The organism is Thermoplasmata archaeon, assembly GCA_035622275.1.
In the GTDB taxonomy this organism is placed as follows: domain Archaea; phylum Thermoplasmatota; class Thermoplasmata; order Lutacidiplasmatales; family UBA184; genus Lutacidiplasma.
Map to the genome: position 1 here is coordinate 35,730 of DASPVQ010000006.1, position 19,101 is coordinate 54,830.

General features: G+C 72.8%; 22 protein-coding genes and 1 tRNA gene. 8 read left to right on the plus strand and 15 right to left on the minus strand.

The window, feature by feature from the left end; translation table 11 throughout:
- Positions 1 to 29: 29 nt before the first annotated feature.
- Positions 30 to 1,517 carry a molybdopterin-synthase adenylyltransferase MoeB gene (gene moeB / locus VEL82_02135; GenBank protein HXW66669.1) on the plus strand — a complete coding sequence of 496 codons (1,488 nt, stop codon included), beginning with the start codon at positions 30 to 32 and terminating at the stop codon, positions 1,515 to 1,517.
- On the opposite strand, the gene VEL82_02140 is transcribed toward moeB, so the two are convergent.
- The 6 genes from VEL82_02140 to mptA are packed head-to-tail and all read right to left on the minus strand — an operon-like array spanning position 1,514 to position 8,018.
- Complete coding sequence (locus tag VEL82_02140) at positions 1,514 to 2,023, minus strand: hypothetical protein (protein ID HXW66670.1); 510 nt, start codon at positions 2,021 to 2,023, stop codon at positions 1,514 to 1,516. The genes moeB and VEL82_02140 overlap by 4 nt on opposite strands.
- A 40-nt stretch (positions 2,024 to 2,063) precedes the next feature.
- Positions 2,064 to 3,842, minus strand: a complete 1,779-nt coding sequence (locus VEL82_02145) for a ribosome biogenesis/translation initiation ATPase RLI (protein HXW66671.1) — start codon at positions 3,840 to 3,842, stop codon at positions 2,064 to 2,066.
- A gap of 2 nt (positions 3,843 to 3,844) precedes the next feature.
- Complete coding sequence (locus VEL82_02150) at positions 3,845 to 4,549, minus strand: ABC transporter ATP-binding protein (GenBank protein ID HXW66672.1); 705 nt, start codon at positions 4,547 to 4,549, stop codon at positions 3,845 to 3,847.
- Positions 4,546 to 5,793 (minus strand): ABC transporter permease, encoded by a 1,248-nt coding sequence (locus VEL82_02155; protein ID HXW66673.1) that lies wholly within the window; start codon positions 5,791 to 5,793, stop codon positions 4,546 to 4,548. The genes VEL82_02150 and VEL82_02155 overlap by 4 nt, the downstream gene beginning before the upstream one ends.
- On the minus strand, positions 5,790 to 7,088 hold the full coding sequence (locus tag VEL82_02160) for an ABC transporter permease (protein HXW66674.1): 1,299 nt from the start codon (positions 7,086 to 7,088) through the stop codon (positions 5,790 to 5,792). Before VEL82_02160 ends, VEL82_02155 begins: the two co-directional genes overlap by 4 nt.
- A 21-nt stretch (positions 7,089 to 7,109) precedes the next feature.
- The gene (gene mptA, locus VEL82_02165) at positions 7,110 to 8,018 is read right to left on the minus strand and encodes a GTP cyclohydrolase MptA (GenBank protein ID HXW66675.1); all 909 of its coding nucleotides are present in this window, start codon (positions 8,016 to 8,018) and stop codon (positions 7,110 to 7,112) included.
- Between the two features lie 103 nt (positions 8,019 to 8,121).
- Here mptA and VEL82_02170 point away from each other — a divergent pair, with 103 nt between their 5' ends.
- The 3 genes from VEL82_02170 to VEL82_02180 are packed head-to-tail and all read left to right on the plus strand — an operon-like array spanning position 8,122 to position 9,753.
- Positions 8,122 to 8,472: an iron-sulfur cluster assembly protein gene (locus VEL82_02170; protein ID HXW66676.1), complete on the plus strand. Its 351-nt coding sequence runs from the start codon at positions 8,122 to 8,124 to the stop codon at positions 8,470 to 8,472.
- A 15-nt stretch (positions 8,473 to 8,487) separates the two neighbouring features.
- A complete protein-coding gene (locus tag VEL82_02175) occupies positions 8,488 to 9,060 on the plus strand; it encodes a GNAT family N-acetyltransferase (protein HXW66677.1) in 573 nt (190 codons plus the stop codon).
- Between the two features lie 24 nt (positions 9,061 to 9,084).
- Entirely contained in the window at positions 9,085 to 9,753 is a 669-nt protein-coding gene (locus tag VEL82_02180; GenBank protein ID HXW66678.1) for a DUF1684 domain-containing protein, read from the plus strand.
- Here VEL82_02180 and VEL82_02185 read toward each other — a convergent pair.
- The 3 genes from VEL82_02185 to VEL82_02195 all read right to left on the minus strand — a co-directional run bounded on the left by VEL82_02185 (position 9,719) and on the right by VEL82_02195 (position 11,695).
- A complete protein-coding gene (locus VEL82_02185) occupies positions 9,719 to 10,354 on the minus strand; it encodes a MarC family protein (GenBank protein HXW66679.1) in 636 nt (211 codons plus the stop codon). The two genes, VEL82_02180 and VEL82_02185, sit on opposite strands and share 35 nt — an antisense overlap.
- 64 nt (positions 10,355 to 10,418) lie before the next feature.
- Positions 10,419 to 11,237 carry a class I SAM-dependent methyltransferase gene (locus tag VEL82_02190; GenBank protein HXW66680.1) on the minus strand — a complete coding sequence of 273 codons (819 nt, stop codon included), beginning with the start codon at positions 11,235 to 11,237 and terminating at the stop codon, positions 10,419 to 10,421.
- Between the two features lie 11 nt (positions 11,238 to 11,248).
- Positions 11,249 to 11,695 (minus strand): hypothetical protein, encoded by a 447-nt coding sequence (locus VEL82_02195; protein ID HXW66681.1) that lies wholly within the window; start codon positions 11,693 to 11,695, stop codon positions 11,249 to 11,251.
- Between the two features lie 87 nt (positions 11,696 to 11,782).
- Here VEL82_02195 and VEL82_02200 point away from each other — a divergent pair, with 87 nt between their 5' ends.
- Positions 11,783 to 12,220: an OsmC family peroxiredoxin gene (locus tag VEL82_02200; GenBank protein HXW66682.1), complete on the plus strand. Its 438-nt coding sequence runs from the start codon at positions 11,783 to 11,785 to the stop codon at positions 12,218 to 12,220.
- Here VEL82_02200 and VEL82_02205 read toward each other — a convergent pair.
- On the minus strand, positions 12,201 to 12,914 hold the full coding sequence (locus VEL82_02205) for an ATP-binding protein (GenBank protein ID HXW66683.1): 714 nt from the start codon (positions 12,912 to 12,914) through the stop codon (positions 12,201 to 12,203). The genes VEL82_02200 and VEL82_02205 overlap by 20 nt on opposite strands.
- Positions 12,911 to 14,569, minus strand: a complete 1,659-nt coding sequence (locus tag VEL82_02210; protein HXW66684.1) for an AAA family ATPase — start codon at positions 14,567 to 14,569, stop codon at positions 12,911 to 12,913. Before VEL82_02210 ends, VEL82_02205 begins: the two co-directional genes overlap by 4 nt.
- A gap of 257 nt (positions 14,570 to 14,826) precedes the next feature.
- Between VEL82_02210 and VEL82_02215 the strand changes: the two genes are divergently transcribed.
- Complete coding sequence (locus tag VEL82_02215) at positions 14,827 to 15,687, plus strand: aldo/keto reductase (GenBank protein HXW66685.1); 861 nt, start codon at positions 14,827 to 14,829, stop codon at positions 15,685 to 15,687.
- Entirely contained in the window at positions 15,684 to 16,145 is a 462-nt protein-coding gene (locus tag VEL82_02220; GenBank protein ID HXW66686.1) for a peroxiredoxin, read from the plus strand. The genes VEL82_02215 and VEL82_02220 overlap by 4 nt, the downstream gene beginning before the upstream one ends.
- Here the strand turns inward: VEL82_02220 and VEL82_02225 are convergent.
- Positions 16,142 to 16,339, minus strand: coding sequence for a dodecin family protein (locus tag VEL82_02225; protein ID HXW66687.1), 198 nt, complete (start codon positions 16,337 to 16,339; stop codon positions 16,142 to 16,144). The two genes, VEL82_02220 and VEL82_02225, sit on opposite strands and share 4 nt — an antisense overlap.
- A gap of 99 nt (positions 16,340 to 16,438) precedes the next feature.
- On the opposite strand from VEL82_02225, the gene VEL82_02230 reads away from it, so the two are divergent.
- On the plus strand, positions 16,439 to 17,662 hold the full coding sequence (locus VEL82_02230) for a mandelate racemase/muconate lactonizing enzyme family protein (protein ID HXW66688.1): 1,224 nt from the start codon (positions 16,439 to 16,441) through the stop codon (positions 17,660 to 17,662).
- A gap of 13 nt (positions 17,663 to 17,675) precedes the next feature.
- Here VEL82_02230 and VEL82_02235 read toward each other — a convergent pair whose 3' ends face one another.
- From VEL82_02235 to VEL82_02245, 3 genes are all read right to left on the minus strand, one after another.
- Entirely contained in the window at positions 17,676 to 18,158 is a 483-nt protein-coding gene (locus VEL82_02235) for a hypothetical protein (protein ID HXW66689.1), read from the minus strand.
- A gap of 36 nt (positions 18,159 to 18,194) precedes the next feature.
- Positions 18,195 to 18,947 carry an archaellin/type IV pilin N-terminal domain-containing protein gene (locus VEL82_02240; GenBank protein ID HXW66690.1) on the minus strand — a complete coding sequence of 251 codons (753 nt, stop codon included), beginning with the start codon at positions 18,945 to 18,947 and terminating at the stop codon, positions 18,195 to 18,197.
- 78 nt (positions 18,948 to 19,025) lie between these two features.
- A tRNA-Thr gene (locus VEL82_02245) sits at positions 19,026 to 19,098 on the minus strand.
- Between the last annotated feature and the right edge of the window lie 3 nt (positions 19,099 to 19,101).

Sequence of the window (19,101 nt, forward strand, 5' to 3'; positions counted from 1 at the left end):
CTATGAGGAGTGTCGGTCCGGTAGGGTCGATGGGGCGCGTCACCGTCCGCCTGCCCACGCCGCTGCGCGCGTTCGCGGGCGGCCACGCCGAGGTCGCCTCGGAGGGAGCGACGGTCGGCGCGGTCGTGCAGGGGGTCGCGAACGCCTACCCCGGGCTGCGGCCCCACCTGTTCACGGCGGACGGCGCCCTGCGCAACTTCGTCAGCGTCTACCTCAACGACGAGGACGTCCGCTACCTCGAGCGGGACGCGACGCCGGTGAAGGACCGGGACGTCGTGTCGATCGTCCCGGCGATCGCGGGCGGGGCACCGAGCTCGGTCCAGCGCGCGCCCGCGCCGAACCCGCTCGCGGTGCTCCCGAACGCGCCGGCCGACACGTTCGGCCGGGACGAGCTGCGCCGCTACAGCCGTCACCTCCTCCTGCCCGAGGTCGGCGTCGAGGGGCAGAAGGCGCTGCGGCGGGCCAAGGTGCTGCTCGTCGGCGCGGGCGGCCTCGGCTCGCCCACCGCGCTCTACCTCACGGCGGCCGGCGTCGGCGAGATCGGGCTCGTCGATTTCGACGAGGTCGATCTCTCGAACCTGCAGCGCCAGGTCCTCTACACGACCAACGACCTCGGGCGGCCCAAGACCCAGGCCGCCCGCGAGCGCCTCGAGGCGCTCAACCCGGGCACCCGGATCGTGCCGGTCGCCGCACGCCTCACCGCGGAGAACGCGCTCGACGTCCTTGCGCCGTACGACGTGATCGTCGACGGGACCGACAACTTCCCGACCCGCTACCTCGTCAACGACGCCTGCGTCCTGCTCGGTAAGCCGAACGTCTACGGCTCGATCTACCGCTTCGAGGGCCAGGCGAGCGTGTTCGATGCGCGGACCGGTCCCTGCTACCGGTGCCTCTACGCCGAGCCCCCGCCCGCCGACCTCGTGCCCTCGTGCGCGGAGGGCGGCGTCCTCGGCGTCCTGCCCGGGCTGATCGGCCTGATCCAGGCGACCGAGACGGTGAAGCTGATCCTGGGCGCCGGCGAGCCGCTCGTGGGCCGACTGCTGCTCTACGACGCGCTCGCGATGCGCTTCCGCGAGCTCACGCTCCGCAAGAACCCGGCGTGCGTGATCTGCTCCCCGAACGCGACCCAGCACGGGCTGATCGATTACCCCGCCTTCTGCGGTGTCCCCGCCCCGGGCGCCACGAGCGAATCGGCGGGCCTGCCCGAGATCTCGCCGGAGGAGCTGCGCGACGAGCTCGCCGGCCCGAGCCCGCCGATGCTGCTCGACGTGCGCGAGCCGAACGAGTGGGAGATCGTCCATCTCCCGCAGGCCCACCTGATCCCGCGCGCGCAACTGCCCGACCGGCTCAACGAGATCACCAGCGCCCAGCGGGTCGTCGTCTACTGCCGGACGGGCGGCCGTTCCGCCCAGGCGACCCGCCTGCTGCTCGACCTCGGATTCACGAACGTGCGCAACCTCTCCGGCGGCATCACCGCCTGGGCGCAGCGGATCGACCCGTCGCTGCCGACGTACTAGGCGCGGGCCGCGGCGGCCGGCGCGCCGTCATCCACCTCGAGCGGCCCGGCGTACGAGCGCACTCGCCGGGAGAGCTCGCGCGCAAACGCGGCCGGGTCCCGGGGCGACACGAACAGCGGGATCTCTCCCGCCGTCACCAGGACCCCGGCGGAGTCGGTGTGGATGGCGTCGAACGCGCCGACGCGCGGACTCCACATCCGGCCCCGCCAGCCCCATCCCCCGAAGAAGCCGACCGGCGAGAGGTCCCGGAAGCTCAGGATCTCGATGCGGCGCACGTCCCGCAGCGCGACGTTCCGGGAGCCGAACAGGCGCAGGGCCGACATCGCGGCCCGATCGATGCGGTAGGTCGTGGAGAGGTACCGGGCGAGCAGCACGAGGGTCAGCACGATCACGGCCTCGATCAGCCACGGATACATGACGACCGGAGAGCGGACGCCGAGGAAGTACAGGATCAGCACGACGAACGCGTAGACACCGATCGTGGCAGCCGAGAGGTGGCCGTGCATCCGGAACGGCCGGCCGGGGACGGCCGCGCCCGCGCCCGGCTCAGGCGGCGGCTTCGTAGTAGTACTCTCCCCGCGCCCGCTGCTCGCGGTCGAGGGCCGAGCCCTCGCGGTTGATGCGGGGCCGCAGCGTCTCCGCGTCCCGTCGGAACGTCACGCCGACCTCCGCGAGCAGCCGGTTCATCCCCTCGCGCATGGCGAACGGTCCATCCCCGCGCCCGGCGCGCCCGTCCGGCGCGTCCGGGCGGAAGACCATCAGCTCGTCGCAGGCGAGGTCCAGGAAGTAGACGTCGTGGTCGACGACCAGAGCGCTGACCGCCTGCCGCTCGACCTGGCGTCGGACGAGCCGGGCCATCGCCATCCGCTCGTCCGCGTCGAGGTACGCCGACGGCTCGTCGAGCAGGTAGAGCGTCGCGGTGCGCGCGAGCGCGAGCGCGACGGCGGCCCGCTGCAGCTCCCCGCCCGACAGATCCGGGAGCGCCACGTCCAGGATCTCGTCGAGGTGCAGCCCCGGCACGAGCTCGCGCTCGAACAGCTTCCCGTCGAACGTCGGATCCGCCGCGAGCGCGACCTGGCGCTCGCGCAGGCTCGCCGGTTGCGTCGCCTTCAGGTACTGGGGTTTGTAGCTCACGGTGACGTTCGCCGGCGGCGCCCCGCGCGTCGGCGGCTCGACGCCCGCGAGCATCCGCACGAACGTCGTCTTGCCGGTCGCGTTCGGTCCGACGATCCCGACGGTCTGGCCGGTGCCGAGGGTGCCGGCGCCGACGCTGAGGCGGAAGCCCGGGAACTCCTTCTCGAGCTCGGGGAACGCGACGAGGGCGTTCGCTCGGGCCGCCGGCTTCGGAGGATGCGCGACGAAGCGGACGGGATCGGTGCGGAAGCGCACGTTCTCGTCCTTGAGGTAGCCGGTGAGGTACGTGTTGATCGCCGACCGCATCGGGATCGGGTGGCTCACGACGCCGAACGCGGCCGGGGTGCCGTAGATCAGGTGCGCCGCGTCGGCGAGGTAGTCGAGCAGCGCGAGATCGTGCTCGACGACGATGACGCCCTTGGACTCGCCGAGCCGCCGCAGCAGGCGCGCCACGACAAGTCGGTGCACGATGTCGAGGTAGCTCGACGGCTCGTCGATCAGGTAGAGGTCGGCGTCGGTCGCCAGGGTCCGGCCGATCGCCGCGAGCTGGAGCTCGCCGCCGGAGAGCTCGGCGAGAGGGCGGTCCGCTCGGGCCCCCAGGCCGACCGCGTCCAGCGCCGCGCGTCCGCCGGCGCCGCCGGCCTCGACGTACTCCCGGACGCTGGACGGCTGCTCGGCGATCGCATCGACGTACTGCGGCTTGACGACCGCCTTCAGTTCCCCCCGGGCCACGCGCTCGAAGTGCGCGAACAGCGCCGTGCCGCGGTAGTGCGAGAGCACCTTCGCCCAGTCCGGTGCCTCCGCGTAGTCGCCGAGATTCGGGACCAGTCCTCCCGCGAGCAGCCGCAGGGCCGTGGACTTACCGGTCCCGTTGGGTCCCAGGAGTCCGGTGATCCCCTGCGACGGCGGGATCGGCAGCCGGTACATGCGGAAGCCGTTGTAGCCGAACCGGTGGACGATCTCGCTCGGGTCGGCCTCGGGCGTGTTCAGGATCTTGATCGCGTCGAACGGGCACTTGTGCACGCAGATGCCGCAGCCGATGCACAGGGTCTCGGAGATGATCGGCCTGCCGTTCGGCCCCTCGACGATGCACTCCTGGCCCATGCGCACCGGCGGGCAGTAGGCCTGGCACTCCCACTGGCACTCCTTGGGATGGCAGCGATCGTCGAGCAGGATCGCGATCCGGGCCACGACTAGGCCTCTCGCGCGTCGGAGGTCACGCGTCCGTCGCGCATGGTGAGGTGGCGCTGCGCCCGCCCGGCGACCTCGGGATTATGGGTCACGAGGACGAGCGTCGCCTCCCGGCTCCGCCGCACTCGCTCGAGCAGGTCGAGCACCGCGGTCGCGTTCGCGCTATCGAGCTCGCCGGTCGGCTCGTCCGCCAATAGCAACCCGGGCCGGTTCGCGAGCGCCCGCGCCACCGCGACGCGCTGCTCCTCGCCGCCCGAGAGCTGGTGGGGGAACGCGTGGGCCCGTCCGTCGAGCCCCACCTCGCCGAGCAGCTCGCCGGCACGGCGGCGGCGCTCGGCGCGCGGCACGCCCAGCGCCCGGATCGGCAGTTCGACGTTCTCGAGGGCGGTCAACGTCGGGAGCAGGTAGAAGCGCTGAAAGATGAATCCGACACCTTCGAGCCGCAGGCGGGCGCGTTCCCGGTCCGGGCGCGTCCCGACCGCTCGACCGTCCCAGCGGATCTCACCGCTTGTGGGGGCATCGAGCAGGCCGAGCAGGTTGAGGAGCGTCGTCTTCCCACAGCCGCTCGGCCCCTCGACCGAGACGAACTCACCGGGGGCGAGCTCGAGGTCGATCCCCTGCACGGCACGCACCTCCTCCGGCCGGCCGCGCCGGTAGGTCCGATCGACGGCGGCGAGCTCGATCCGCGGCGGCCGGCGGGCGCTCACCGCAGCGCCTCCGCGATGTCGACGCGCAGCGCGGCCCGAACGGCCACGACGCTCGCGAGCAGCGAGAGGCCGACGATCCCGGCCACCACGAGCGCGAGCGTCGTGGGAACGAAGATGGCCAGGCGCGCCGCCTGCTGGACCGCGGCGCTGCCCCACGCGGCGAGCGCCTTCACGATCAGGAACCCGCCGAGCACGCCGGCGAGCCCCCCGCTGACGGCGAGCGCGAGCCCGTCGATCGCGATGCCGCCGGCGATGGCGCCCGCCGGTATCCCGAGCGCCCGGCGGATCCCGATCGAGCGTCGGTCCGACTCGACGCGGCGGACGAGCACGAGCGCGAGGAACAGCAGGCCGATCGTGAGGGCGATCGACGACAGGGCGAGGTAGAAACCGGTCAGAACGCCGCTGGCCGCCTGGAGCTGCTGAGCCTCCTGGTCGAGCGACGAGACGCCGTAGAACGGCACCATCGCCTGGATCTCCGCCCGCACGCCCTCCAGCGCGGACGGGTTGGTCGCGACCGCGCCCGAGACGCTGACTTCGATCGTGTCGGCCGCGTCGATCAGGGCGCCGGTCGCGTTGCGGCCGAGTCCGCTCATCACCTGGAGGTCGGAGAGCGGGAGCAGGACCGCGAAGGCGCCGGTCGGGCCGAGCGCGGTCGGGGGCACGCCGAACGTGCCGGTGACGTTGTAGGCGACGCCGAGGCTGCGGTTGGCGGCCGGGCTCAGGAGGAGCGTCGAGCCGACCGAGATGTGGTTCGCGTCCGCGAGCGGGCTCGAGACCAGCACGTCGTTGCTCGCTGGCCCGTCGTAGGCCCCCCCGGCGAAATGGGCCGCGTCGGTGGGATCGCCGAGCGGCAGCGGGTGCGGGAACAGCCCCGCCTCGGCCGGACCGAGCGTCGCGAGGAACGCTCCCGGCAGGACGCCCTCGGCCAGGACCGGCGTCGGGCCCGTACCCGCGCCGAACGCGTCGATCGCCACGCTCAGCACCGGCGACGCGGCGGTTACCGACGATAGTCCGTCGAGCCGGGCCGCGACCGCGTGCGCGTCGCCGATGCCGTGCTCGCCGGCCGCGCTGACGACGATCTGGTAGCCGGCGTTCTCGAGCTGGGCGAGCTCGTGCGAGGAGACGCCGCCGCCAACGCTCAAGAGGACCACGGGGAGCGCGACCGCCGTGGCGATCGCCGCGATCGCGAGCGCCTGCTGCAGCCGAGCGTGGCGCAGGGAGCCGCGGGGCCGGGCATCGGTCATGGGGCGCGCAGCTCCTCGGCGACCGGCAGCCCCATCGCCCGAGCGGCCGGCAGGAACGCCGCGACGAGGCCGATCGCGAGCACGAGCCCGATCCCCGTCAGGATGACAGTCGGATCGAACGCCACGAACGAGAAGCCCACGGGAAGGCCGGGGATCAGGCCCAGGAGGAACCGGTTGAGCTCCGCGGCCCCGAGCACCGCGAGCGGCAGGCCGACCGCGAAGCCGAGGACCGCGAGCAACAGGCTCTCCTCGGCGACGAGCGCCCCGACGCGGGCCCGGCGGTACCCGACGGCCCGCAGGAGCGCGAACTCACGGCTGCGGTCATCCACGGACATCTGGAGCACCGTGGTCGCGAACAGGGCCGCGACGACGATCCCGATGACCCCGATCAGGACGCCGAAGGTGCGGTAGAGGTTGACCACGGACTGGACCGCCCCGAGCACGTCCGACAGCGTGAACACGGTGAGCGAGGGGAAGGCGACCTCCAGCCGCGTCTGGTCGCTCGCGGCGGTGGTGGGGTCGTTGAGATGGATCAGCACGAGCGAGGCGTAGTCGGTCCCCGGCGTGCCGCCGCCGACGATCGCCTGGAGCTCCGAGAGGTAGAGGAACGCGAGCAGGGCCGAGGGGATCAGCCAGAACGGACCCGAGATCCCGACGACCCGGAACGGCGTCGCGCCGGCGTACCAGCCCGGAAGCGCGGAACCGTTCGGCGGGCTGGTGGTGCCCGCCCAGACCAGGCCCCCGACGCCCACGCCGAGCACCGACGCGAGGCCCTGGTCGAGGACGATCTCGTGGGTGAACGGTCCGAGGTACGTGCCGTTCGCGTAGTGCGGATCGCCCGGATAGCGCAGGCCCGTGCCGTTGTAGAGCGTCGGCGTCTCGATGCCGGTGTTCTCCGAGGGGATCCACCCGACCGACCCGGCGCCCGTGGGGCTCCAGCCCGACGGCACGTCGCTGCGGTTGGCGGCGGCGAACAGTGACGCGTTCCCGAAGACGAGCTCGCTCACGAGCCAGGGGCTCGCGACCGCGACGTTCGGGTCGGCCGCCGGGATCTCTAGCGAGAGGTTGTGGGCGTGGAGGACCGGCGGCACGCTGCCGGTGGTGATCGTCGTGTTCGCGCTCGCCGCGATCAGGTCGACCCCGCTCGCGGTCGCGAGCTCGGTCGCGCTCGTCTGCACGCCGGCGGAGATCGCGAGCAGGAGGACGACCAGACCGACCGCGAGGCCGATGCCGAGCGAGGTCAGTGCGGCGCGCCCCGGTCGGCGCCGAAGGGCGCCGAGGGCGTAGCGCACCACCGCCGGCCTCCCGCCCGCGGGCTATGCCGCCGCGGCCCGGCGCAGCTCGCCGAGCGAGACGGTGTGGGCGGCGTCGACGTTGTACTTGTGGATCGACTCCTCGCTGACCGTCGACGCTCGGACGACGACTCGGTCGGAGAGCGTCGGGAAGCGGGCCGGCAGGCTCGCCAGCAGGTCGCGCAGCACGTCCTCCACGAACTTGGGATGCCGGTGGGCGTCGAGGACCACCTGCGCTTCGTCCCCGCGTTTCAGGATCGCGTAGGTCGGGCTCGACTGGGCGGCCTCGATCGCGTCGATCAGGTCGTCCACTTCGACCTCCTCCCCCTCGCTGAGCTCGAAGACGAGGCGCGTGCGGTTGCGCTGGTTGTGCGAGATCATCGGAAGGTCGCGGAACTGGGGGTCGGCGAGCAGCGGATACTGCGCGGTGAGCCGCTCCCGGCAGGTCTCCATCGCGCACGGACAGGCCGTCATGCCGACCGCCTCGGCCCCCACCGCCCGGCGCACGAGCACCGCCTGGGTCCCGTTGCGCTCCGCGCTCGCCTCCGCGATCAGGCGGAAGTCCTCGAAGCTGCGCTTCGTCTCGGCAATCCCGCGCCGCACGAAGTACTCCGCCGAGGCTTCCACCTCGGCGCGGGTCGCGTACGGATGGCGGACGAGGAGCTCGCAGGCGATCGCGGAGCACGCCGATTCCAGGCTCGCCACGGGCTTGAGCGCCGTCTGGTCGATGACCTCGGCGAGCACCTCGGCGTTGCGCGAGAGGTCGGAGCCCTTGCGCTCCGACGGGAGGTCGACCGCCACGCGGAAGGTGGCGGCGAGTGTATGGACCCGCTCGGAGCGCTGCACGGCAAGCGGCTTGCGGACCCCCGTCACCCCGACCGAGCGGAGCGTCAGCCGCCCGCGGGCCGGCGCCATCGCGTGGACGTCCGTCATCGGCCGAGCTACCCGGGGGCCTCCTTAAACAGTTGCGAGCGCGAGCGGTGGCCGGGCGACCGCGTCCGTCCACCTTATAGGCAGTCCACCGGTCGTTCTCCCGATGACCGAGCCGGCGCCGACCCCCGCCGCCGCCCCTCCCGCGGGCCCGTACGCGGAGCGCGAGCGGCTGATCACGGAGAACCTCAAGCAGATCTACGACCCCGAGATCCCGATGAACATCGTCGACCTCGGTCTCGTCTACGGCTTCGAGTGGAGCGGCGACGACGTGACGCTCAAGATGACGCTCACCGCGCCGGGCTGTCCCGTGGCGGGGATCCTCGCCGAGGAGATCAAGACGGCGATCGAGAAGGTCCCGAACGTTCACTCGGCGAAGGTCGACATGATCTGGGACCCGCCGTGGAGCCCGGAGCGGATGAGCGAGTTCGCGAAGCGCCAGTTCGGCTACGCCTAGAGGCGGTCGGCCGGGATGCCCGCCGCGACGCCCGCGGCCCGGGTCGTGGTGCGCGAGCTCCGCTGGGCGGACTTCGACCCGATCCGCGAGATGTACTGGACGCTCTACGAGGAGCGGCCCGCGAACCCCGATCTCGGCATCACGCTCTTCCCGGAGCGCCCGGCCTACGCGGACGAGGTGGACTGGTTCTCGCGCCTGTACCGCGCGGTGCTGCGCGGCGACACGGTCGCGCGGGTCGCCGAGATCGACGGGACCGTGGTCGGCCACTGCGACGTGGTGCCGGTCGGCCCGGGGACGCGGAGCTCCGAGGTCGGTCACGTCGGATCGCTCGGTATCGTCGTCCACCGCGACCATCGGGGCCGGGGCGCCGGCGAGGCGCTGATGCGCGCGACGATCGCGGCCTGTCGGGGCCATTTCGATCTCGTCCGGCTCAGCGTGCTCGCGACGAATCCGCGGGCGCGGCGATTGTACGAGCGCCACGGATTCGTCCCCTACGGTCGCCTGCCCGGGGGCCTCAAGCGGAACGGCCGGTACACGGACGAGGACCTGATGGTCCTCGATCTGCGGGATCGGACCGAGAACCGTTAAGGCGCCCCGGCCCTCGGCGGGCCGATGGCCTCCGACCGGACCTGGCGCGACGAGCTCGAGGAGGAGCGCCGGATGAAGGACGAGTTCATGGCCCGCCACCCCGAGTCGCCCTTCGTCGCCGGTCGCGTGCCCTTCCACGAGCTCCGCTACTTCTCGCCCGATCCGGCCTTCCGAGTCCGGGCCACGCTGCGCCGCCGCTCGGTCCCGGAGGAGGCGTACCTGCGGACGAACCGGGACGGGCAGGCCGTGATGCGCTACCTCGGCGACCTATCGTTCTCGGTCGAGGGCCGGACCGTCGGTCTCGCGGTGTATCACGCCGGGGAGGGGGTCGGCACCTCGGTCTTCGTCCCGTTCCGGGACCGGACGAGCGGGCGGGAATCCTACGGGCCCGGCCGCTACCTCACCTTCGAGCTGAACGAGCGGGACGTCTACGATCTCGACTTCAACCGCGCGTTCAACCCGTACTGCGCGTACACCGACGAGTACGAGTGCGGCTTTCCGCCGGCGCAGAACGACCTGCCCGTCGCGATCCGGGCCGGCGAGAAGGTCTGGGCCGCAGACCGCAACCCGGCGACCCCGTCGTCCGTCGTGCTGGAGCGCCAGCGTCGGGCCGCGGGCGGGGCCCCCGTTCGGCGGCGCGCCCGGCGTCCGCGTCCCGCTACAGGTGCGGGAACGCCGCGAAGATCCCGTTGATCACGAACTGCACGCCGACGGCGGCGAGCACGAGCCCGAGGACGCGGGTGAGCGCCATGATGCCGACGCGGCCGAACGAGCCCAGGATGCGGGGGCCATAGCGCAGGATGAAGAACGTCGCCACGGTCGTGATCGCGATCGCCACGAAGGTGGCGACGATCGCGACCGGGTTGTTCGACGCGTTCCCTTCGAAGATCATCACGGTGGAGATCGCTCCCGGGCCGGCGAGCAGCGGGATGCCGAGCGGGACCACGGACAGCTCGTCGCGGCGGGCGATCGCCTCCGCCCGGTCCTCCGCCGTCAGGCGGACGCGGGCCACCTCGCCGCGCAGCATGTCGTACGCCACGAAGAACAGCAGCAGGCCGCCGGCGATCTCGAACGCCGCCAGCGTGAAGCCGAAGATCGCGAAGAGGAAGCGGCCGAAGAGCGCGAACACGCTCAGCACGACCCCCAGGACGAGGACCGAGCGGTGGAGGATGACATCGCGGTCTTCCGCGCTGAAGCCGCTCGTCAGCGCGACGTAGAACGGCAGCGTGCCGATCGGGTCGACGATCGCGAACAGCGTGCCGATGATAGCGAGGTAGAGGTAGAGATCGCTCACGGCGTTCGGGCCCGGGCAGGGCGGGACGCCGCCGGCGCTTCAAGGCTTCGGCCCGCCGCGACCGCTATCGGACGGCCGCGAGGACGCGATCCTGCCACCGGGACCAAATGACCTCGACCTCGCGGAAGCCGGCCGCCCGGAGCCGACGGACGTGTCCGGCGAGATCGGGGGTCGGCGTCGCGGAATGGGCGTGCGGGAACCGCTGGCGGCGCAGCGCGATCTCGCGCGCGAATCGTGGGTCACGCTCGACCGCGAGCCACCAGGCTTCCCAGGATTCCCCCGCCCGACGCGGGCTCCCGCGACGCTCACCTCGCGCGGACTCGTGGGCCGTCCGACGCAGCGTCGTGTGCTCGGGAGCGAAGGCGATCCCGTCGGCGTCGAGGAAGAGGCCCGAGGGTCGGAGCCGGCGGTGCAGCTCGGCGTAGAGGTGGGTCAACTGCGGCCCGGTGAGCCAGTGGAGCGCGGTCGAGCTGACGGCCGCATCGTACCGTCGAGCGGGAAGGCCCTTCGCCCAGTCGCGGCGGCGCAGGTCGGCCTCCACCCATCGGAGGCGGCCTCCTCGGTCGCCGAGCCCGATCCGGCCGATCCGCAGGATCACCGGGTCGAAGTCCACCGCGATGCCGCGGGCCCGGGGGAACCGGGCGAGGATCCGCTCCGACAGCGAGCCGGTCCCCGCGCCGAGGTCCAGGAATCGGAACCTCGGTCCGGCCCCGGCGCGGAGCGCCTCGAGCATCACGGCGAAGCGCTCCTCGCGGCGCGGCAGCAACCGGGACTGCTGCCGGTCCCACCGGCGTCGCCAGCTCCGCGCTCCGGCGGCCGTCAAGAGTGCGGAGGCGACCGCCGCGTTCGTCGCGGGCCCATCGCGTGCGCCGGTCGGAGCCATCCCGCGCCCCCCTACTCCGCGCGGCCCCGAGGCCCGGCTCGCGCGTGGCGGCGCGGGGCCGGTCGATGCCGCCCCGGCATCGCTGTGCGGGACGGGCGCGCGGGGCGCGCCGCCGACACGCTCCGGGACAGCGCCGCGGGCCGGGCGGAGGTCGCCCGGACCTCGCGGCCCCGAAGATGCAGGACGAGCGGCTCGCGCTGGGGGTTCGCGAGGAGGAGCTCGTAGCGACCCGGCGTCTCGGGGTCGAAGAAGATCCGCGCGCGGCCCGAGAGGCGCACCCGCTGGGCGAACGGGCCCCCGGGCGGTCCCAGCAGCAGCACGAAGGAGCGGCCCGGCATCGGCTGTTCGAGCTCCACGTCGATCTCGCAGGCCGGCGCGTCGAGACCGAGGTCGATGCGCACGGTCGAGGCCGGCTCGAGCACCAGGTAGCGCGGCAGGTCCCGGAGCGCGGTGGCCACGTCGCGCGAACCCCGCCCGTCCACAAAAGCTGTCGCGCCGAGCGGCGCCCGCGGCGCCGTTAAATCGGCCCGGCCGTTCGGTCGGCGATGGCAGCGAAGCGAACCGCCGAGGCAGTCTGGGAGCACGACCTTCTGCACGGAAGCGGCCGGGTCAAGGGCACGAGCGGAGCGCTGCCCGAGATGCCGATCAGCTGGTCGGCGCGGACCGAGGCGCCCGGCGGCAAGACGAGTCCGGAGGAGCTGCTCGCGGCCGCGCACGCCGCGTGCTACTCGATGGCCCTGTCGGCGGGTCTCAGTCGTATGCAGAAGCCGCCCGAGCGCATCCTCGCGAGCGCCACCGCGACCTTCGACAAGGTGGGGGACGCCTGGAAGGTGACCACGATGGAGCTCCTCGTCGTCGGGAAGGTCCCCGGCATCTCCGCGGCGGAGTTCGAGGCCGCTGCGAAGGCCGCGGCCGACGGCTGCCCGATCTCGGGCGCCCTCAAGGGCAACGTGGCGATCTCGGTCACCGCGAAGCTCGGTTGAGACCGGCGGGCGCGAGGTCCGCGAACACGAACCCGTCCCGGGCGACGACGGGTCCGGGTTCCACGGCGATCGGCGCCGTGAACATCGGTCCGGCCACGACGCAGGTGTGGAACTCTCCCCGCTCGCCGCACGGATCGACGGTGGGGGGAAGGTCCGCCAGCAGCTGGCGATCGAAGCGACGCCCCGCGAACGACGGTGGGAGCTGGCGCGGGTCGAGCGCGACGAGGCGGGCATCGAGTCCCGCGTCGATCATCTCCCGCGCGAGCCGGTCGGTCGGGCGCCCCCAGAGGGGGAACACGGGGTCGATCCCCGTACCCCGGAGGCGTTGCTCGCGGTAGGCCCGCACGTCCTCGAGGAACAGGTCGCCGAAGACCATCCGGCTCACCCCTTCGCGGCGCAGCCGCGCGAGCGCCCCCGCCATCGCCCGCTCGTAGACGTCGTTCGGGCACGGCGACGGGATCGGCACGGTCAGGAGCGGGAGGCCCACCGCGCTGGCCTGGAGCGTGAGGAGCTCCTCCCGGACCCCGTGCATCGACACGCGAGCGAACGTTTCCGTCACCGTCGTCAGCAGACCGGCGATCTCCAGGTCGCCGGCGCGTCGAGCCTCCCACAGGGCGAAGGCGGAATCCTTGCCGCTGCTCCACGACACGTAGGCCTTGGGGAGCCGCCGGCCCCCCGCGGACCCGGCGGTCACCTCCCCCCGAACTCCGAGAGATCCCGCTGGACCCGGCGCGGCCCCCGTCGCTCCCGGCTCGTGGGGGTCTCCCGAGGTCCCTCGACCTCGGAGGGGGCGAGGACGCGCGCGACGACCGGGGCCGATGGATCCGCACGGGCGAGATACGCCACCTCCTCGGGTGTGAGCGCGAGCTCGTGGGCGAGCGCCCGGGCTACCGAGAGCGCGCGGGCACTGGCGCGGCGGTCGGAGGCGACGGCGAACAGCTCGTCGAGCAGCGGGAGCACGGACTCCCGGGCCTTCGCCCGCGAGAGGTGCAGGTGTCGACCGGCCTTGCGGGCCACCGCGTCGCGCACGCCGCGGGTGGCACGCGAGCGGCCCATCTCACCGAGGAACCCGGGAAAGTAGGCGCGTCGCTCCGACGGGGCGGGCGCTTCACGGACGGCGAGCCCGACCCCGCCCGTCAGCACCTCCGACGCGTAGCTCCAGAGCCCCCAGATGCGCCAGCGCCGGGCCCGGGCGAGCAGGTGCTCGGCCGCCGCGAGCCGGTCGAGCGCCGCGGCCCGGTGCTGCGGATCCGGCGCGAAATGCGGAACGTTCTCCTCGATCCAGGGCAGCAGATCGTCCGGCGGCGCGTCGAGCCGGTCCCGGATCTCGATCGACCGGTAGAAGCGAGCCGAGGTGAGGACCTCCTCGGTCACCGCGGCGAAGTCGGACGCGAGGTCCCGTCCGGCCAGCACCTCGAGCTGCCGCGGGCCCGCGGGGAGCGGAGCGATCGCGTCGAGGTCGTTCACCGCGGCCCGCAGGTCGCCTCGGCTGCGCTGCACGATCGACTCGAGCGCGCCCGGCGCTAGCTCGATCCGCTCGCGTCGCGCGATCGCCGACAGGGCGCCGCCGAGCTCGCGATCGCGCAGGGGGTAGAAGCGGATGCGGGCAACGCTCGTGCGGAAGACCGCCGAGTAGCGGGTCAGGACGCGCTCGTCGTTGACGATCATCACGATCGGCTGCCGCGTCGAACGGACGAGTCGGGCCATCGCGGCCATGCCGCCCCGGTCCGACTCGTCGCGCGGTCGCGCGGCTCCCCGCCAGTCCTCCAGGTCCCGGCGGGCCGCCGACCGTCGTGCCCAGGCGTGGTTCCCCGGAGTGCGGGGCACCGCGTCCCACGATTCGAAGGGCAACGGCTTCTCCTTCGGCACCAACCCCCAGGCCGCGTTCAGCGCCTCGATCCCCCCGTACCGTCCCCGCAGGAACTCGCGGAGCGGGAGCGGCGTGGGGGCGGGGCGGGGCGACTCGGTCGCCCGTCCGCTCAGCGAGTCGGCCTCGTCCAGGACGATCAGCGTGCGGGAGGGGCCATCGCCCGTCGTTCGGTCGAGCAGCGGGTGCGTGATCGACGCCCGACCGGCGACGCGCTCGATCGCGGCCTCGTTGCGGGCATCGGAGGCGTTCATCTCGACGACGGGCCAACCGAGCTCCGCGGCGAGCGCGAGGGCCGCGCTCGTCTTCCCGACGCCGGGAGGTCCGAACAGCAGGGCCGCGCGGTGTCCCGCCGGTAGGCCGGATCGCCAGCGATCGGCCCACGCGCGGAGCTCCGCGACCGCGCGTGGATTCCCGACCACGTCAGTGAGCCGGGTCGGCCGGGTCCTCTCGGACAGCGGCAGCCGTGAGGCGAGGGCCATCACGGCGGCAATCCCTTCCGGGCTTAAGCGGCGCCGCCGTCGGGGTCCGGAGGGCCCCAAAGGCTGAGTACGTGGCCCCCCTCCTTCCGCTCGCGGAGGTCGCCGTGAACGCGCGAGCGACCATAGAGGGACGGCCGCTCCCCGGCACGACACGCTGGGCGTCCGGTATCGGGCTTTCCTTGGCCTTGCCGACCGGCCCCGCACCCGGCGCGGAACGTCAGCTCGCGACGCTGGCGCGACACGCCCGGTCCCGGGGGGTGACGGTCTTCGAGATCGGAGAGGGCAGCGTCGGAGCGCGGGTCGAGCGGACCCTCGCCGCGGCGTTCCCAGCGCCGGATCCGGAGCTCCTGCTCATCGGGCGACGTACGGGCCCGACGGGGGAGAGCCCACCGGTCCCGCGCGGCGGTGGGACCGGCGCGAGCCCGAGCGAATCGCTGCGACGCTCGATCGAAGAGAGCGGGCGTCGCCTGGCCCCGCACCGACTTGGACTCGTGATCTGGGAGCCGACCGGCGAAGGGACGGGCTCGCCCGCCGCCATTGCCGGCGAGCTGGAGGACCTCCGCCGGTCGGGCGATATCCTCGGGGCGGTCCGGTGCGTCGCGCCGGCGGCCGATGGGGAGGTCGTGCTGGATCCGCCGGACGGACCGGCGCTCTTCGCCGGCGCGTTGTCCCCCCTGGACCACCGCCTGGTCGGTCCCCTCGCCGGACGCAGCGCCCGGGCGCCGACCGGTTTCTTCGCGCTCGATCCGATGGCGGCCGGTCGGCTGGACGGTCGCCGTCTCATCGCCGCCGCCAGCGAGCGTCGGCCGGAGGCCGGACCGGTGAGCGTCCGGGACCTCCACCGGGAATTCGACCCGGTCCTGCGGCTCGGCTTCCTGACCCAGGGCGGCCGCCGTACCCTGGCGCAGGCGGCCATCGGCTTCGCCCTTCACTGGCCCTGGGTCACCTCGGTCCTCGTTCCCCTGCCGTCGCCCGAACGGCTCGAGGAGGTCCTTTCGGCCGGGTCCGTTCCCCCCATCACCGACGCGGACGCGGACCGGATCCTCGGGGCCGCGCCCGACGGCGACCCTCGGCGGGACCCGGGCTCAAATAGCCCCGCTCGCTCGAAGCCCGGATGATCGCCGAGGGCGAGATCGCGCCGTCCTTCCAGGGCACGACGCAGCACGGCCAGCCGATCGACCTCGAGAGCTACCGCGGCCGTCCCGTGGTCGTCTACTTCTACCCGAAGGCGAACACCTCGGGCTGCACGATCGAAGCGCGGGGCTTCGCCACCCACTACCCCGAGCTCCGGGCCGCGGGGATCGACGTGATCGGGGTGAGCGTCGATAGCGTCGACCGCCAGCGCGGCTTCGCCGAGCGGTGCGGCGTCCCCTTTCCCCTGATCGCGGACCACGACCGGGCGATCTCCCGCCGCTACGGCGTGCTCGGGGTCTTCGGGATGGCCAAGCGCGTGACCTTCTTCATCGGCGCCGACGGCCGTGTCGAGGAGGTCGTCGCCGGCATGATGCCGGGCCCGCACGTCGAGCGGGCGGTGGCGCGGGCCCGGTCGGCCCGATCCGCGGGTCCGCCGACCTAGTCGAGGTCGAAGTACAGCTTCACGGTCGCGTGGTACTCCGCGACCTTCTGGTCCTTGATCAGGCCCTCGAGCTCGGTGACCCGGAACCACCGCAGGTTGCGCACGGTCTTGGCGGCCGTCGTCACCGCGTTCTGCGCGGCATGCGCGAATCCGTCGTTCGAGATCCCCACCACTTCCGTCACTTTCTGGACCATGGGCCCACCGGCCGCGGGGACGCGCCCCCCCGCTATAGCGCCAGCGCCCGCCGCACAAGCGTCTAATCGGCCGCGGGGTTCGCGGGCCCCGAGGTCCCCGTGAAGATCCGCCGCGTCGAGCCGATCGAGGTCGCCGCCCCCGCCGACGAGCTCTCCTCGCCCTGGAGCTCGACCGTAATCCTCGTCAAGGTCACCACGGCGAACGGCGCGGTGGGCTGGGGCGAGGCCCCGACCACCCTGATGACCCATCCGGTCGCGGCCAGCGTCGCGGAGGTGGCCCGTTTCTACGAGGACCGCGAGCTCTCCGAGCAGGCGGCCTGCCTGCGCGAGTTCGAGCGCTACTCGTTCTACCGCTCCCGCTCGATGGAGGCGACGAGCGCGCTCAGCGCCGTCGACATCGCCTGCCATGACCTGATCGGCCGGGAGCTGGGAACGCCGATCGCCACGCTGCTCGGCGGCGCCATCCGCGACCGGGTGCGCGCCTACTCCAACGGGTGGTACTCCGACTGCATCGAGCCGTCGGAGTTCGCGGCGAAGGCGCGGGCGATGGTCGCCGCCGGCTTCCGGGCGTTGAAGTTCGACCCGTTCGGCCCGGAGTACCGGACGCTCTCGCCCGAGGGGCTCGCGGCCGCGATCGCCCGGGTGCGGGCCGTCCGGGAGGCGGTGGGGCCGCTCGTCGATCTCCTGATCGAGTACCACGGGCGCTTCCTTCCCGAGGCCGCGATCCGCGCGGGCCGGGCGCTCGACGAGCTTGCCCCGCGCTTCGCGGAGGAGCCGGTGCTGCCCGAGCTGTGCGACTCCCTGCGCGAGTTCCGCCGCAAGGTGCGCACCCCGGTCGCCCTCGGCGAGCGCCTGCTCACGCCCGCCGACTTCGAGAGCTTCCTCTCCCGAGGCCTCGTCGACATCCTGCAGCCGGACATCACGAACTCGGGCGGGTTCACCTACGGACGGGAGATCGCGGGCCTCGCGGCCGCGCGCGGCGCGCCGGTCGCCTACCACAACGCCTTCGGGCCCGTCCAGACGGCGGCGACGCTCCAGATCGACGCGGTCCTGCGGACCTTCTTCCTCCAGGAGAGCTTCGAAGCGAGCTGGCCGGACTGGAAGCGCTCGCTCGTCCGGGGCTACGCCATCGAGGGCGGCGAGTTCCGCATCCCCACCGGCCCCGGGCTCGGCATCACCGTCGACGAGAAGGCGGTCGAGCGATTCCGCTCCGAGGCGATCGAGCCGATCGGCCCCGAACCGCCGTGGGTGATCGCGGGAACCTGGGTCCGTCGCGCGTCACCGGGCTCGGCACCGGCCCCGGCCCGCCGCGCGCGCCGGTGAGCGGGCCGCCCCGCTAGCCCGGTCCCACCGCGTTGATCGTCACGTAGAGCACGAGGTTCGAGCCCGGCGTGGACGGGGCGATCAGGAACAGCTGGAGGCCGGCGTCGTCCTGGCCGGCGGTGACGGTCGCGGGCAGCGTCGGGATCGTCTTCGCGAGCGTGAACGGCGTCAGCGACTGCGCCGAGTAGAGGGTGTGGCTCTGCGTGTCGAAGTTCTGTAGGATCACCCAGATCGAGAAGTTCTGGCCGGGGCTCAGCGAGATCGGGTAGCCGTTCGCCCCGCCCGTGATGTTGAAGACGCTCGGGCCGAACCAGGGCTGGCCGGACGCCGTCGTGCCCTGGACGATCTGCACCTGGGTCCGGGCGATCGTCACCGTGGGCGGGGCCTTCCCCGGAAGGGTGAGGACCCCGAAGGCGATGAGCGCGAGCAGCACGATCAGGACCGCCGCGCCGATCGCGATCAGGATCGTCCAGAAGTGACGACGCAACCGCTTCACGGCGACCTCCCCCGCTCGCCCGAGCCCGCCGCGGCCCTAGTGGGGCGGGGCGAGCGAGTAGACGGGGATGGACGCGAGCAGCGTCGAGGGACTGCCCGTGTACTGCAGGTAGATCGTGCAGGCGCCCGGGTCCGTGAAGCACCAGGGCGGGGCGCCGTGGTAGTCGTCGGAGTCCAGGCACTGCGTCACGCCCATCTTGCAGTCGTCGTAGTCGAGCGGGTAGCCGCCGTTGTGGATGTAGAGCAGGTAGGTGTCGCCGGCGGCCAGCGTGGTGTTGTCCCCCGTGATCGGGATGAACATCCCGAGCCGGTTGTAGGCGGTCCCGAACGCGCCGCCGCCGTAGCCGCCCGCGTGGAAGCTCGCGCACCAGCCCAGCTCGGGCGCGCCCGCGGGGGGATCCGAGGTGAGGCCCGGGAACCAGGTCATCTGCGCGAGCGTGCCGGTCACGAGCGTGGTGATGTTGCCACCGCTGCTCGCGTTGTCGCAGATGAAGGTGAGCGTGATCTGCGAGAGCAGGATCACGTTGGGCGAGTAGGTCGAGACGATGATCTGGCTCGTGTTCATCAGCGAGTAGCCGCCGTGCGGAGGCGTGTCGGTCGGGTCGCCCCAGACCGGGTTCGACCCGCCCGTGCGCAGCACGAAGTTCACCGCGGGGTACGCCGGCGGGGTCGTGATGCGGAACGTCCAGAGCACGACGCCGGCCGTGAGCGTCATCGCGACGAGCAGGATCGTGGCGATGATCGCGGCGACCCCCCGGGGTCCGGCGCGCCGCCACCGACGACGGTACATTCACGCATTTATCCGCATCGGGAGTTATCAACCTTGTGGGCCCGCCGGCGCGGGCCGACGCTCCTGAGATCCCTCGACAGCCGCCAGAGAGGATCGAACTCCCGACCTGCTGATTACAAATCAGCCGCTCTCCCAACTGAGCTATGGCGGCACC

What these genes read in the sequence shown, in the direction of transcription:
- VEL82_02210 (HXW66684.1), bottom strand. Translation starts at nt 14,569, where the DNA reads ATGGCCCTCGCCTCACGGCTGCCGCTGTCCGAGAGGACCCGGCCGACC.
- VEL82_02190 (HXW66680.1), bottom strand. Translation starts at nt 11,237, where the DNA reads ATGGCTCCGACCGGCGCACGCGATGGGCCCGCGACGAACGCGGCGGTC.
- VEL82_02170 (HXW66676.1), top strand. Translation starts at nt 8,122, where the DNA reads ATGACCGAGCCGGCGCCGACCCCCGCCGCCGCCCCTCCCGCGGGCCCG.
- VEL82_02240 (HXW66690.1), bottom strand. Translation starts at nt 18,947, where the DNA reads ATGTACCGTCGTCGGTGGCGGCGCGCCGGACCCCGGGGGGTCGCCGCG.
- VEL82_02180 (HXW66678.1), top strand. Translation starts at nt 9,085, where the DNA reads ATGGCCTCCGACCGGACCTGGCGCGACGAGCTCGAGGAGGAGCGCCGG.
- VEL82_02175 (HXW66677.1), top strand. Translation starts at nt 8,488, where the DNA reads ATGCCCGCCGCGACGCCCGCGGCCCGGGTCGTGGTGCGCGAGCTCCGC.
- VEL82_02155 (HXW66673.1), bottom strand. Translation starts at nt 5,793, where the DNA reads ATGACCGATGCCCGGCCCCGCGGCTCCCTGCGCCACGCTCGGCTGCAG.
- VEL82_02200 (HXW66682.1), top strand. Translation starts at nt 11,783, where the DNA reads ATGGCAGCGAAGCGAACCGCCGAGGCAGTCTGGGAGCACGACCTTCTG.
- VEL82_02220 (HXW66686.1), top strand. Translation starts at nt 15,684, where the DNA reads ATGATCGCCGAGGGCGAGATCGCGCCGTCCTTCCAGGGCACGACGCAG.
- VEL82_02140 (HXW66670.1), bottom strand. Translation starts at nt 2,023, where the DNA reads ATGCACGGCCACCTCTCGGCTGCCACGATCGGTGTCTACGCGTTCGTC.
- mptA (HXW66675.1), bottom strand. Translation starts at nt 8,018, where the DNA reads ATGACGGACGTCCACGCGATGGCGCCGGCCCGCGGGCGGCTGACGCTC.
- moeB (HXW66669.1), top strand. Translation starts at nt 30, where the DNA reads ATGGGGCGCGTCACCGTCCGCCTGCCCACGCCGCTGCGCGCGTTCGCG.
- VEL82_02225 (HXW66687.1), bottom strand. Translation starts at nt 16,339, where the DNA reads ATGGTCCAGAAAGTGACGGAAGTGGTGGGGATCTCGAACGACGGATTC.